Genomic DNA, 11982 nt, shown 5'->3' with positions numbered 1-11982 from the left:
ACGGCGGGACGCAGGGCGACACAGCATCGGGGCCGCACCCCGCTGGGGGGTGCGGCCCCGGTGCTCGGGGTCGGGTCGGTCAGACGTACATCGGGGTCAGCTCGTCGAACTCCTCGACGGTGCCGCCGCGCAGGACCAGCTCGATGATCCGGCGGCCCAGGGGGTCCAGGTCGTCGGTCAGGAACTGCTCGAGCTCGGCGCGGAAGAAGTCCGTGAGGATCTTCGCGCCCGTGTCGTACGCCTCGACGCCGACCTGGGACTGGTACTCGGGCTGCAGCAGCGTCGGGCGGATCTGCTGCCCGTCGAGCTTGATCTCCTTGGGCCGGTACCCGAACAGCGCGCACCGCGCGGGGGTCAGCTGGTCGCGCAGGATGCGACCGCCACCGCGGCGGGCGAGGTACTCGCGGGTGAGCCACTCGGCGGAGAACCCGACCTTGTAGGCCCCGATGTGCTGGTTGGGGGTCAGCACGTAGCGGGTGCGGTCGTTCTCGGCGATCTGGCGCAGCAGGAGGTTCGCCGCGGCCACCTTGGTGCCCGTCGAGAACGGCCAGTACGACCCGACACCCTCGGCGACCATGCCGCCGTGCTTGAGGGCCTTCTTGACGTCCTTGCTCTCGCCGATGGACGGGTTCTTGTCCCCGCGCGGGGCGATGAGGCGCCACACCCACGCCAGCGACGGCGGGATCAGGTGCATCATCCCCATGATCCCGTAGGTCGGGTTGTCCCGTGTGCACAGCGGCATCCGGACGCCGAACGTGCGGACGTCGACCTCCTTCGGCTCGCTGATGACGTTCTTGACGAATCGCCGGGGGATCACGACGCGCGGGTTCGGGCACCGCTTGCCGTTGGAGTCGAGCGTGTGCTCCCACGGCAGGGCGGTCGCGTCGGCGACGCCGTCGATCGACAGGAAGAGCAGAGGCTCGTCGGGCTGGATGACGGCCTTCTCGAACGCCGGGTCCTCGCCGTAGTGCGTGAGGTTGTCGACGCGCACGAACCAGCCGTCCTCGGCGTCGGCGACGACCAGCCGGCCGTTGCCCTTCTGCACCGACGGGTGGCACAGCGTCATGTCGTCGGTCACCGGAGCCAGCGCCGACGTCTCGCCGAGGGTGATGTGGTACGGCTCGTCGCGCACGACGTTGGTGCCGACGAGGATGCGGCCGTCGTCCTCGCGGCGGATCTCCTGGCACATCTCGGACTTGCCGCCGCCCGAGGCGCCCTCGTGCATGATGACGGTCTCGTTCTCGTACGGCGTGGTCACCCGGACGCTCGAGGCGTGCGCGGTGAGCCAGCCCTCCTGCTCGCCGATGTCGAGCAGCACCGAGAAGACGCCCTTCTTGGCGCTCGGCCCCGGGTACAGGTTGTAGGCCCACACCTCGTGCAGCGTCGTGGAGCGGTTGTGCACGACGACCTGCCGGCCGCCGAAGTGCGTGTGCCGGAACGGCGGCGCGACGTAGAGGATCGAGCGCGGCGTGAACGGGCCGATCTCGTCGAACGTCACCCAGCCCTGCAGGTCCACGAGCGTGAGGGCGAAGAACGCGCTGTTCAGAGGCACGATCGCCAGCGAGGGGTAGCCGAAGCGCGGGCCACCGGCCTTGAACGGCACGACGACGAGCTCCTGCGTGCCGAGCCACTCGAGCGTCTCGGTGCGGGTGGGGTCGAACTCCGCGTCGAAGACGTCGCGGTAGCGCGGCTTGTCGGTGGGCAGGTCGTCCGCGATCCGCATGCAGTCCGGGTCGCGCCGGCGCATGTAGTCCTCGGGGTAGTTCACGGCGACGCCGTTGCGGCAGCGGGTGACCGTCGCCTCCGGCACCATCTCGCCGTTCACGTCGTACTCGACGGTGAACACCGGGCCGCCCTCGGGGCCCAGCGCCAGCTGGTACAGCTCCTCGCGCGTCGCGGGGATCACCAGGCGCGGGCTCGCCTCCAGGGCGGCTCGCACCTCGGGTGCAAGAGACACGTCCGCCAGGGGACCGGTCACGGTGACGCTCATGGCAGCTCCTTCGCCTCGGGGACCGGGCGTGGCCGCCCATGAGGCGCTACCCGGCGGACAGCCGTCCCCGCAGATGCGGTGCCGGTCTGTCCTTTGCCAGGAGATTACGACCGTCCGACGTGACCCCGACAGGGACCTTCGGGCCTGCGGGGCGCTCGGCCGAGCGTTCCGGGTCCGTCCGGCGGCGTCGTGCCGTCGCTCGCCGACGTCGCCAGCTCCACCGTACGGCGCCGCCGCCACAGCGGCACGGCGGCGGTGGCGAGCCCCGCGACGACCAGCCAGGGCAGCAGGACGCCGACCACGACGAGGACGCCGCGGACGGTGGCCACGAAGGCGGTCCACCCGGTGTCGAGGCCGTCGAGGAACGTGGCGGGCCCTTCCTCGACGGCGGGTGCGCGCTCCGGCGCGTAGATCGACGTCCGCCGTGGACAGCGCGACCCGGTCGGCGAGCAGCGCGCGGGTGCCGGGCTCGAGCCGGAGGCCCTGCGCGCCTGCGACGGCGAGGCCGTGCACCGCACGTGCCCGGGCGTGCGGGACCCGCAGCACTGCCTGCAGCGTCACGGGGTCGGTCGCGGCGAGGTCCTCGGGGTGGGGGTAGGTCCGCAGACCGGACGCGTGCGACCGTCCCCAGGCCTCGGCGAGGCGACCACCGGTGGTGCGGCCCGCTCCCAGCGAGACCGGCCACGGCAAAGACCCGGTAGCGAACTGGTCGCACGTTCGAGATGCGCCGGTCACACACGGGTGCGATGCTCGGGTCAGCAGCCGATCGTGGCCCCACACCGCGAGCGGCCACCCGCAGGTACGGGGCCCTGCCCCGGACCCGCAGCAGCACCGGGTCCGGCGAGAGCCGGACCGGCCCTCCGGGGTCCGGGAGCGCGCCACGCCTCGTGCCGGCGAGACGGCTCTCCCGCCAGGTCCCGCTCCTCCCACGGGGGAGCGGGACCGGCTTGCTTCCGGGCGCGGTCGGCGCAGGTCACCGCGTGCGCGCCCCCGGGTCGCGAGGCGGCTCGCCGGCCGCTGCGGCGGGCCGACCACACACCGCGGTGCGGTCCCACCGGGGGAGGACCGGCCGGCCACGACCCCCACCGGCAGGCGGACGCGGGACCGGCAGGAGGGCGACCAGGCTGGACCCGTGCCTGTGACCCCCACCGTGCCCGCGAACCCCCTGCCCGCACCCGCCGCGCCGACCGGGCACCACGCCCCCGAGCCGGCCGCCGGCCGTGGACGTCTGCCCGGGTTCGTCGCTGTCGCGCTCGCGGTGCCCGTGGGACTCACCGCCGGTGTGCTCACGTCGTTCGGGCAGACCGTGCTGCCGGGGCCCCTCGGAGGCCTGGCGAACGCCGTCACGCCGTGGCTGGTGGTCCCCTTCGTCCTGGGGGCCCTCACCCGGCGCTGGGGGTGGGCGCTCGCAGCCGGCGTGCTCGCGTGCCTCGGTGAGGTCGCGGGGTACTACCTCACGTCCCACCTGCGGGGGTTCGGCACCAGCAGCAGCTGGGTCCTGTTCTGGCTGGTCTGCGCGCTGCCGGGTGGTGGCGTCGGCGCCGTGGCCGGGTGGTCGTGGCGGCGCGACGGGCACGGCGACGGCCCGTCGACGCGGCGGGGGCCCGGGTTCGGCGGCGCGGTCCTGGTCGCCGCGTGGTGGGCCGAGGCGGTCGTGGTGTACCTCGCGCTCCTCGGGTACGTGGGCCACGCGGTCGTGTTCGTGTCAGCCGGTGTCCTCACGTTCGTCGTCCTCGGCCGGTACGGGCGGCAGCACGGCGGCATCGCGCGGTGGCTGGTGCCTGCCCTGGTGCTCGCCGGGGCCGGGTTCGCCGTGGTGTACCCGTGACGCGTCGCCGGTGCGGTGTGGGCGGTGGGGGAGATGATGGCGGGGTGAGCGTGGTGCATGCGGTGGTGCCCGCACCGTTCGGGCCGGTCGCGGTCGGTGTCGCCGACGGTGCCGTGACGGACGTCCGCTTCCCGCACGCCGACGGCTCGGCGGCGACCGCAGGGCTGGGACCTCGGGTCGACCCCGGGGACGACCCGGTGCTCGCCGAGGCCGTCCGACAGCTCACCGGCTACCTCGCCGGTGCGCGACGCGAGTTCGACCTGCCGCTGCGCTACCGCGGCAGCGCGTTCCGGCAGCGCGTCTGGGAGGGCCTGCGGTCGGTCCCGTACGGCACGACGACGACGTACGGGGCGCTCGCCACCGCGGTCGGGCTCGACCCGCGCACGGCGGCCCGGGCGGTGGGTGCCGCCAACGGGGCGAACCACCTGCCGATCGTCGTGCCGTGCCACCGCGTGATCGGGGCCGACGGCACCCTCACCGGGTTCTCGGGCGGCCTGGACCGCAAGCGCGTGCTGCTGGCCCTCGAGGCCCGCGTCGCGACGGGAACGGGCACGCTGTTCTGATCGGACGCAGGGGGAGCGATGACGGTGATGGTGGCGCTGCTGCGCGGGGTGAACGTCGGCGGTGCCACCCGGGTGCCGATGGCCGACCTGCGCCGGGTCGTGGCCGAGGCGGGCTACGGCGACGTGCGCACGTACGTGAACAGCGGGAACGTGGTGCTGAGCGCGGACGTCGACGACGCCGAGCAGGTCGCAGCCACGCTGCGCGCGACGTGCGCCGTCGCGTTCCCGTGCCGTCCGGACGTGGTCGTGCGCACCCGGGACGATCTGCGCACCGTCGTCGCCGGCAACCCGTTCCTGTCCCGGGACGACGACCCGACCCACCACCACGTGGTGTTCCTGCCGGGCACGGTCCCGGCACGGGTGCCCGACGTCGAGGTCACGCCGCCCGAGGACCTCGCCGCCGTCGGCCGCGAGCTGTACCTCTACCTGCCCGACGGGATAGGCCGCAGTCGGCTGGCGGCCCGCCTCGCCCGACGCGCGGGGCCGGGAGGCACCTCCCGCAACTGGCGCACGGTGACGACGCTGGCGGCCATGGCCGCCGAGCAGGCCTGAGGGAACGTCCGGGCCGGCGAGGCGACCCTTCCGGATGCGCGCCCGGCGGTCGGGTGCCACCGTGGACGACCCATGGCGCACCGCGGCCCGCACGGGCGGCGGGGCACGGCGGACGAGCGACGGGACGGTGGTGCAGGTGCGGGCGCTGACGTGGCAGGGACGCGAGCACGTGTCGGTCGAGGACGTTCCCGACCCGCGGGTCGAGGAGCCCACCGACGCCGTGATCCGCGTGACGTCGACCGCCGTCTGCGGGTCCGACCTGCACCTGTACTCGGTGCTCGGCGCGTTCCTGCAACCCGGCGACGTGCTGGGCCACGAGGCCATGGGGATCGTCGAGGAGGTCGGACCCGAGGCGGGGCGTCGCCTGAAGGTCGGTGACCGCGTCGTCGTGCCGTTCGGGATCGCGTGCGGCACCTGCCACATGTGCGCACTGGGGCTGCAGAGCCAGTGCGAGACCACGCAGGTGCACGCCACCGGCAAGGGGGCGGCCCTGTTCGGCTACACCTCCCTGTACGGCAGCGTCCCCGGCGGGCAGGCGCAGTACCTGCGCGTGCCCCAGGCGCAGTACGGACCCGTCGTCGTCCCCGACGACGGGCGCGCCGACGAGACCTACCTCTACCTCTCCGACGTGCTGCCCACCGCGTGGCAGGCCGTCGCCTACGCCGACGTGCCACCGGGCGGGACCGTGGCCGTCGTGGGGCTCGGGCCGATCGGTCAGATGGCTGCGCGCATCGCGCTGCACCGGGGAGCCGAGCGGGTGATCGGCATCGACATCGTGGCTGAGCGGCTGCTCATGGCCTCCCGCCACGGCGTGGACGTGATCGACGCGGCACGGACGGACGACGTCGTGGAGGCCGTGCGCGAGCGCACCCACGGGCGCGGTGCCGACGCGGTCGTCGAGGCCGTCGGCATGGAGGCGCACGGCTCACCGGTGGCCGCCGCGGGGCAGCGGGCGGCGGCCTTCCTGCCCGACGCGCTGGCCCGGCCGCTCATCGAGAAGGCAGCCGTCGACCGCATGGCCGCGCTGCAGACCGCCATCGGCGTGGCGCGGCGCGGTGCGACCGTGTCGGTCGTCGGCGTGTACGGCGGGGCGCTGGACCCGTTCCCCATGATGGACGTGTTCGACCGCCAGCTGTCGTTCCGGTTCGGCCAGGCCAACGTGCGGCGGTGGTCCGACGACCTGCTGCCGCTGGTCACCGACCCGGCGGACCCCCTCGGGGTGGCCGACCTGCGCACCCACCGGGTGTCCCTCGAGCAGGGGCCGCAGGCGTACGAGGTCTTCCAGCGCAAGGCGGACGGCTGCATCAAGGTCGTCCTGGACCCGTTCGCGTGAGCGTGCCGAACCGGACCGGGGGGCACGCGTGAGGGTCGTGGTGGTCGGTGCCAGCGGCAACGTGGGGACGGCCGTCCTGCGCCGGCTCGCCGCGGACACCACGGTGACGTCCGTGGTCGGCGTCGCTCGTCGTACACCGCAGGCCCGGCCGCCCGCGCCGTACGACGCCGCCACCTGGGTCGCGTGCGACATCGGGGCGCCCGAGGCCGAGGAACGGGTGGTCACGGACCTCGCCCGCACGTTCGCGGGCGCCGACGCCGTGGTGCACCTGGCGTGGGCGATCCAGCCCAGCCACGACCGCGCACGCCTGCGCTCGACCAACGTGGTGGGCACGCGCCGGGTGGTGCAGGCGGCCGTGCAGGCCGGGGTCCCGCACCTGGTCGCCGCGTCCTCCGTCGGCGCCTACTCGCCCTCGCCCGACGACACGCTGCGTGACGAGTCCTGGCCGACCGGCGGCGTGCGGTCGTCGTCCTACAGCGTCGACAAGGCCGCCGTCGAGTCCCTGCTGGACCGCACCGAGGCGCAGACGCCGCTGCGCGTGGCACGGCTGCGGCCCGCCCTGGTCTTCCAGCACGACGCGGGCCGGGAGATCACCCGCTACTTCCTCGGTCCGTTCGTGCCCGAGCGGCTGCTCGACGGGCGGGTGCCGGTGCTGCCGTGGCCCCGCGGGCTGCGCCTGCAGGCCGTCCAGGCCGACGACCTCGCCGACGCGTTCCGCGAGGCGGTGGTGCACCAGGCGCGCGGGGCCTTCAACCTGGCGGCGCCCGGCGTCCTGCGCGGGCCGGACGTGGCCGCCCTGGTCGCGCGGGCCCGGCTGCGGGAGGTTCCGGTCCGCGCGGCGCGGACCGTGCTGGCCGCCGGGTGGCACGCGCGTGCCGTACCGGTGGGCCCCGGGTGGCTCGACATGGGCATGGCAGCCCCGCTGCTGGACACGACCCGCGCCGAGCGTGAGCTCGCGTGGCGGCCGCGGTCCACCGCAGCCGAGGCCCTGCACCAGCTCGTCACGGGCATCGCGTCCGGTGCGGGGACCGCCAGCCCGCCCCTGCGGCCCCGGGGTCGCTGACGACGTGCGGCGGGGGACCTCGCACGGCACGCTGTCCGCATGACGTCTCCCGAGCCCGTCGTGGTCAGCACCGACCCGGACCGTCACGTGCTGGGGGACCCGGACGCACCCGTCACGGTGGTCGAGTACGGCGACCTCGAGTGCCCGTACTGCCGGGACGCCGAGCCCGTGCTGCGTCGGCTGGTCGAGGAGTCCGGCGGGCGCGTGCGCCTCGTGTGGCGTCACTTCCCGTTGTTCCAGGTGCACCCGCACGCCCTGGCCGCGGCGCTCGCGGCCGAGGCGGCCGGTGCCCACGGACGGTTCTGGGAGATGCAGCGGCTGCTGTTCGCCCACCAGGACGCGCTGAGCGACGAGGACCTCGGCCGGTACGCGCAGGAGGTCGGCCTCGCGCCCGACGAGCTCGTGGGACCGCCGGCGGACCGGTTCGCCCGTGCCGTGCAGGCGGACTACGAGGGGGGTATCGAGCTCGACGTCCCGGGGACGCCCACCCTGCTCATCGACGGTGTGCGGTACCGCGGCCGCGTGGAGCTGGAGGCGCTGCGTCAGGTCGTCGACGCGGTGTGAGCACCGTCGCCCACGCCGCCGGGGGCAGCCGGCCGCGCCGTGGGCCACGATGGGCGCGTGAGCGCGACGACGTCCCCTGTCCTGACCGCACCGGTCCCGCGGACCGCCCTGGTCACCGGCGCCGGCCGCGGCATCGGCCGTGAGCTCGCCCTGGCACTCGCGCGCGCGGGCTACGCGCTGGGCCTGGTGGCCCGCACCCGGGAGCGGCTCGAGGAGGTCGCGGACGAGGCGCGTGCGCTGGGCGCGCAGGTCACGGTCGCGGCGGCCGACCTGGTCGACGCCACCGCGGTGGCCGATGCGGTGGGCCGCGTCGAGACCGGCCTGGCGGGTGCGGGCGGGATCGGCCTGCTCGTCAACAACGCCGGCGTCATCGAGCGCGCCGAGCTGCCGTTCGCGGCGGACGACGTGGAGGACGTCTGGCGCGTGGTGGAGACCAACGTGCGCGGGCCGCTGCTGGTGACGCACGCCGTGCTGCCCGGGATGCTGGCCCGCGGCGCCGGGCGGGTGCTCAACGTCAACTCCGGCTCCGGGCACCGCGCCCTGCCGACGTACACCGGCTACGCGATCAGCAAGGGTGCGCTGGCGAGGTTCACCACGCAGCTGCACCGGCAGTACGCCGATGCGGGCCTGCGGGTGCTGGACCTGGCGCCGGGCGTCGTCGCGACGGACATGACCGCCGCCATGCCGGTGCACACCGGGCGGACCGACTGGACGTCGCCGCAGGACGTCGCGGACCTGGTCCTCGCCTTCGCGGCGGGCGAGCTCGACGGGCTGTCCGGGCGCTTCGTGCGCGCCGGTGCGGACACGCCCGCGTCGCTGCGCGAGCACGCCGAGCAGATCGCGGCGACGGATGCGCGGACCCTGCGGCTGTCGACCTGGGGGCCGGACGACCCGGTGACGTGACCGCCCGTCCGGGCCGGCCGCACCCGCGGCCTCAGCCGGCGGACCGCCACGGCAGGTCCGGCAGCGTCGGGGGCAGCCGCGGCGGCGTGCACAGCGGGAGCCGCTGGCGAAGAACACGGCCATCGCGAAGTCGTTCACCCAGTGCTGCAGGTCGAGCTCGATGCCGAGGTCGCCGACGACAGGCCGGCCGGGGTGTGCCACAGGGCCGTGTAGGCGTCGCGCGCGGGGGAGCTGGCCCACGCGAGGGCCGCGGCGGTCGCCGCGAGCAGCACCACGGCGCTGCCGGCCTCGGTCGCCAGGAACGTGCGGACCGTCGGCGCCAGGGCCACCATGCGCAGGTCCCGCTGCGCACCCGGTCGCGCAGCGCCGGGCCGCGGGCCGTGGCGGTCAGCGCGACCGCCCGGCGGGCGTCAGGTGCGGACCCGCGGGCGGCGCCGCCACGCTCAGAGCGCCGGGGACGTCAGGTCGGCGGGGACGTGGGCTCCGTGGCCGGCGGCGCGCAGCGCGTCGCGCAGGCGCTCGGCGGCCTCGTCGAGCTCGGCGGGCGGCACGTCGCTGCGGGCGTTGGCGAACGACAGGCTGCTCTCGTCCCAGGCGGGCAGCACGTGCAGGTGCAGGTGCGGGATCTCGAACCCCGCGACGAGCAGCGCCGCGCGCGGGGCGTCCCAGGCGGCCCGCTGGGCCAGTCCGACGGTCTTGGCGACCACGCTGAGGTGAGCCAGCAGGTCGTCGGGGGCGTCCGTGAGCTGCTCGACCTCCGCCCGCGGCACCACGAGCGCGTGGCCCGCGGTGATCGGTGCGATGGTGAGCAGCACCACGGCCCGGTCGTCCGCCCAGACGAAGCGCCCGGGGATCTCGCCGTCGATGATGCGCGTGAACAGCGTCGGCATGCGCCCACGCTAGCGCGCCGCGCCGCCGATCCACATCGAAACGTTTAGGCGAGGTCGCCCGTCTTGTCCTGGTCGCGGGATCCGCCTAGGAATCGCTGTGTGCGTCTGCGACCCGTCACCCCGTCCACCCGTCCGCATCCCGCCGGCCCGCGCCTCGCCGCCCTGACCGCCCTGACGGTCGCGGCGCTCGCCGCGTGCTCGACGGGCACCGAGCCACCGGTCGGCGAGGTGGGGGAGCCCGCCGCGGCCCAGACGCCGACCATGCTCGAGAGCGCCCCCGTCGTCATGGCCGCCGCCGAAGCGCCGGAGTGCCTCTCGGAGGGGGTCGCCTACGCCCGCGTCGGTCCGGAGGAGTCCGCCACCGGGGTCGCGTGGGCGGGCGCGGGCGACCGCGGCGTCCTCCTCGCCCCGCAGGTCGACGGCGACGTCTGCCAGTGGTCCGCGGAGGTCGCCCGGCTCGCCGGCGCCGGGTACCTCGTCGCGACCTACGACTGGGGTACCTCGGGCGAGGCCGGCTTCCGCTCGGCGCTCGACGTGCTGCACGCCACCGGTGCGCAGGACGTCGCGTTCGTCGGTGCGTCGGCCGGCGGCACGCTCGCCGCGGGCCTGGCCGACGACCTCGGGGCCGTCGCCGTCGTGGCGCTCAGCCCGCCCGCGCAGTACGGGGAGGTCGATGCGCGTGCCGAGGCGAACGCCTTCACCGGCCCGCTGCAGGTCTTCTCGTCGACCGACGACCCGCAGGTGCCCGCGGCCGACAGCGCCCTCGTCGTGCGCAACGACAAGACGTCGATCGTCACCGACGTCTCCGGCACTGCGCACGGCATCGAGTTCATGGCACCCGACGGGTACCACGCCGACCACGTGCGCTCGACGATCGACGAGGCCCTCACGCAGGGGTTCGGCGAGGGCTGAGCGCGCGCGGACGCGCCGAGCGCGGCGCGCGCCGCAGCGCGAGGTCGGCCCGCAGCACGACGGCCGCGCCGGGCAACCGGCGCGGCCGTCGGACCGTCAGAGGTAGCGCAGCGGGTCGAACTCCTCGAGCGGGATGATCCGCAGCCGCGGCAGCTGCACGTTGAACGCCGCGACGTCCGTCTCGAGGTCGAACGTCTCCAGCCCGCGCACGGTCAGGCTCGCCAGGGACTGGCTCGTGAACTCACGGAACGCCAGCAGGCCCACCCGACGCTCGCCGTCCACCAGCTGTGCCAGCTCCGGGGCGAAGTCGCCGTCGTGGCTCGCGAGCATGACGTCGCCGTCGCGGTCGGCGATGGCGTCGAGCGTGCGCTTGATGCCGATGTCGACGACCTTCTCGTACGACTCGCCGGACAGCGGGATCGGCACGAAGCCGATGGCGGTGAGCGCCTGGACGAACGACATCGGCAGGTTGCCGTTGGAGGCGTTGAGGAAGAACAGCGCCTTGACGGGCTGGTCCCACGTCTGCTGCGCGAAGCTCAGGACGCGCTCCCACCGCGGCCGCTGCTCCGGCGTGGGCCGGCCACCGAGGATCGAGGACCCGAGCGTGGCGTCGATGTTCTCGCCGTCCACCAGGAGGTACGTCGTCGCGGTCTCGCTCATCGCCCCAGGGTAGACGGCCCGGGGGACGGCCCTGTGCGGCGGCCCCACGGCGCGGCCACCGCACGTGGTGACATGATCGTGCCCGCCCGGGGAGCCGACGTGGCGGGCGGTGGGCCGGGGACGGGAGGTGACGCGTCGATGTCCGACGACGACGCCGAGCGCACGACCGGCGGCAGCGCCGCCGCGAGCCGCGTGCGAGCCTCGGTCGACGCGTGGGAGGCGCTGTTCCGCGCCCAGGTGACGCTCGTGCGGCGGTTCGCCCGGGACGACGTCTGGGGCGGGCGGAGCATGCAGGAGTACGACGTGCTCCACACGCTGTCGCGAGCGCCGGGCCACGCGCTGCGCCTGCGCGAGCTCGCCCGCTCGAGCCTGCTGACGCAGCCCAGCCTCTCCCGCCTCGTCGACCGCCTCGAGTCGGAGGGGCTGGTGCGCCGGGAGCCGGTCGCCGGGGACCGGCGCGGGACCGCCGTGCACCTCACGGACGCGGGGCTCGCGCTCCAGCGCGAGATCGGACGTCGCCACGCGCGGTCCATCGACGCGCTCGTGGGCGGCGCTCTCGACACCGAGGAGCTGGCGACCCTCGAGCGGCTGTGCACCCGGCTGCGGCTCGCTCAGGACGAGCTGCCCGACCCCGGGGGCGTGACCGCCGACGGATCACCCGGCGTCTGACCGCGTCTGGGGACCTCCGGCCCAGGTGCCCGGCGCTGCTGCCAGCGACGATGGA

The 11982-nt window shown here is 75.1% G+C and carries 14 protein-coding genes; 9 read left to right on the top strand and 5 right to left on the bottom strand.

What is annotated here, in order from left to right:
- Positions 1–79 precede the first annotated feature (79 nt).
- Both J1G43_RS18715 and J1G43_RS19275 read right to left on the bottom strand, forming a co-directional pair.
- A complete protein-coding gene (locus J1G43_RS18715) occupies positions 80–1990 on the bottom strand; it encodes a DUF4914 family protein (protein ID WP_207340898.1) in 1911 nt (636 codons plus the stop codon).
- Positions 1991–2094: 104 nt separating this feature from the next.
- Entirely contained in the window at positions 2095–2508 is a 414-nt protein-coding gene (locus J1G43_RS19275; RefSeq protein WP_207340899.1) for a DUF4349 domain-containing protein, read from the bottom strand.
- A gap of 614 nt (positions 2509–3122) precedes the next feature.
- Here J1G43_RS19275 and J1G43_RS18705 point away from each other — a divergent pair.
- The 7 genes from J1G43_RS18705 to J1G43_RS18675 all read left to right on the top strand — a co-directional run bounded on the left by J1G43_RS18705 (position 3123) and on the right by J1G43_RS18675 (position 8796).
- Positions 3123–3818: a DUF6518 family protein gene (locus J1G43_RS18705; RefSeq protein ID WP_207379071.1), complete on the top strand. Its 696-nt coding sequence runs from the start codon at positions 3123–3125 to the stop codon at positions 3816–3818.
- A 44-nt stretch (positions 3819–3862) separates the two neighbouring features.
- A complete protein-coding gene (locus J1G43_RS18700) occupies positions 3863–4381 on the top strand; it encodes a methylated-DNA--[protein]-cysteine S-methyltransferase (RefSeq protein ID WP_207379070.1) in 519 nt (172 codons plus the stop codon).
- Positions 4382–4399: 18 nt separating this feature from the next.
- Positions 4400–4933 carry a DUF1697 domain-containing protein gene (locus J1G43_RS18695; protein WP_207379069.1) on the top strand — a complete coding sequence of 178 codons (534 nt, stop codon included), beginning with the start codon at positions 4400–4402 and terminating at the stop codon, positions 4931–4933.
- A gap of 136 nt (positions 4934–5069) precedes the next feature.
- On the top strand, positions 5070–6266 hold the full coding sequence (locus J1G43_RS18690; protein ID WP_207379076.1) for an alcohol dehydrogenase catalytic domain-containing protein: 1197 nt from the start codon (positions 5070–5072) through the stop codon (positions 6264–6266).
- Between the two features lie 28 nt (positions 6267–6294).
- A complete protein-coding gene (locus J1G43_RS18685; protein WP_207340904.1) occupies positions 6295–7329 on the top strand; it encodes an NAD-dependent epimerase/dehydratase family protein in 1035 nt (344 codons plus the stop codon).
- Positions 7330–7368: 39 nt separating this feature from the next.
- Positions 7369–7893 carry a thioredoxin domain-containing protein gene (locus J1G43_RS18680; protein ID WP_207340905.1) on the top strand — a complete coding sequence of 175 codons (525 nt, stop codon included), beginning with the start codon at positions 7369–7371 and terminating at the stop codon, positions 7891–7893.
- 57 nt (positions 7894–7950) lie between these two features.
- Positions 7951–8796 (top strand): SDR family oxidoreductase, encoded by an 846-nt coding sequence (locus tag J1G43_RS18675; RefSeq protein ID WP_207379068.1) that lies wholly within the window; start codon positions 7951–7953, stop codon positions 8794–8796.
- A 134-nt stretch (positions 8797–8930) separates the two neighbouring features.
- Here the strand turns inward: J1G43_RS18675 and J1G43_RS18670 are convergent, their stop codons facing one another.
- Complete coding sequence (locus J1G43_RS18670; RefSeq protein WP_242636030.1) at positions 8931–9128, bottom strand: Na+/H+ antiporter NhaA; 198 nt, start codon at positions 9126–9128, stop codon at positions 8931–8933.
- A 111-nt stretch (positions 9129–9239) separates the two neighbouring features.
- Entirely contained in the window at positions 9240–9686 is a 447-nt protein-coding gene (locus J1G43_RS18665) for an HIT family protein (RefSeq protein ID WP_207340907.1), read from the bottom strand.
- A 99-nt stretch (positions 9687–9785) separates the two neighbouring features.
- Between J1G43_RS18665 and J1G43_RS18660 the strand changes: the two genes are divergently transcribed.
- Positions 9786–10598: an alpha/beta hydrolase gene (locus J1G43_RS18660; protein WP_207371515.1), complete on the top strand. Its 813-nt coding sequence runs from the start codon at positions 9786–9788 to the stop codon at positions 10596–10598.
- 96 nt (positions 10599–10694) lie between these two features.
- Here J1G43_RS18660 and J1G43_RS18655 read toward each other — a convergent pair whose 3' ends face one another.
- Positions 10695–11258, bottom strand: a complete 564-nt coding sequence (locus J1G43_RS18655; protein WP_207340909.1) for an NYN domain-containing protein — start codon at positions 11256–11258, stop codon at positions 10695–10697.
- 138 nt (positions 11259–11396) lie between these two features.
- On the opposite strand from J1G43_RS18655, the gene J1G43_RS18650 reads away from it, so the two are divergent.
- The gene (locus J1G43_RS18650) at positions 11397–11927 is read left to right on the top strand and encodes a MarR family winged helix-turn-helix transcriptional regulator (RefSeq protein WP_207379067.1); all 531 of its coding nucleotides are present in this window, start codon (positions 11397–11399) and stop codon (positions 11925–11927) included.
- Positions 11928–11982 lie beyond the last annotated feature (55 nt).

The organism is Cellulomonas sp. zg-ZUI22 (assembly GCF_017353535.1).
GTDB lineage: Bacteria > Actinomycetota > Actinomycetes > Actinomycetales > Cellulomonadaceae > Cellulomonas > Cellulomonas wangleii.
Note: the sequence above shows the minus strand (reverse complement) of the source record. Positions and strands in the feature narration are given on the sequence as shown.

What these genes read in the sequence shown, in the direction of transcription:
- J1G43_RS18715 (WP_207340898.1), bottom strand. Translation starts at nt 1,990, where the DNA reads ATGAGCGTCACCGTGACCGGTCCCCTGGCGGACGTGTCTCTTGCACCC.
- J1G43_RS18695 (WP_207379069.1), top strand. Translation starts at nt 4,400, where the DNA reads ATGACGGTGATGGTGGCGCTGCTGCGCGGGGTGAACGTCGGCGGTGCC.
- J1G43_RS18680 (WP_207340905.1), top strand. Translation starts at nt 7,369, where the DNA reads ATGACGTCTCCCGAGCCCGTCGTGGTCAGCACCGACCCGGACCGTCAC.
- J1G43_RS18670 (WP_242636030.1), bottom strand. Translation starts at nt 9,128, where the DNA reads ATGGTGGCCCTGGCGCCGACGGTCCGCACGTTCCTGGCGACCGAGGCC.
- J1G43_RS18665 (WP_207340907.1), bottom strand. Translation starts at nt 9,686, where the DNA reads ATGCCGACGCTGTTCACGCGCATCATCGACGGCGAGATCCCCGGGCGC.
- J1G43_RS18655 (WP_207340909.1), bottom strand. Translation starts at nt 11,258, where the DNA reads ATGAGCGAGACCGCGACGACGTACCTCCTGGTGGACGGCGAGAACATC.
- J1G43_RS18650 (WP_207379067.1), top strand. Translation starts at nt 11,397, where the DNA reads ATGTCCGACGACGACGCCGAGCGCACGACCGGCGGCAGCGCCGCCGCG.